The following is a 249-nucleotide window of genomic DNA, read 5'->3' on the forward strand; positions in this document are numbered from 1 at the left end:
CAATAAAAATGATGAAGGTATTGAAGACCTAGACGCTGAAGACAAAGAGATTCAAGCTTATACACTAGAGTGCAAGCGCACCTTTTTCATTAACGATGTAGAGATACCTTATCATTTTAACTTGTTCATTTATGGTGACGGTTATTCTACTTTGACCAAAAAAGAAACCGTATTAGAAAAAATGTACTGGTTCGTTAGAGGCAGATTCGAAGAAAATCTACTGGACGACACCGAAGAGAATGACAGTTT

The 249-nt window shown here is 36.1% G+C and carries 1 pseudogene; it reads left to right on the top strand.

Features of this window, described 5'->3' with window-relative positions:
• Window positions 1-249: pseudogene (locus tag AAEY75_RS16420) on the top strand (hypothetical protein); the annotation flags it as partial.

Source organism: Psychrobacter sp. TB55-MNA-CIBAN-0194 (assembly GCF_040309505.1).
GTDB classification, from domain to species: domain Bacteria; phylum Pseudomonadota; class Gammaproteobacteria; order Pseudomonadales; family Moraxellaceae; genus Psychrobacter; species Psychrobacter fozii.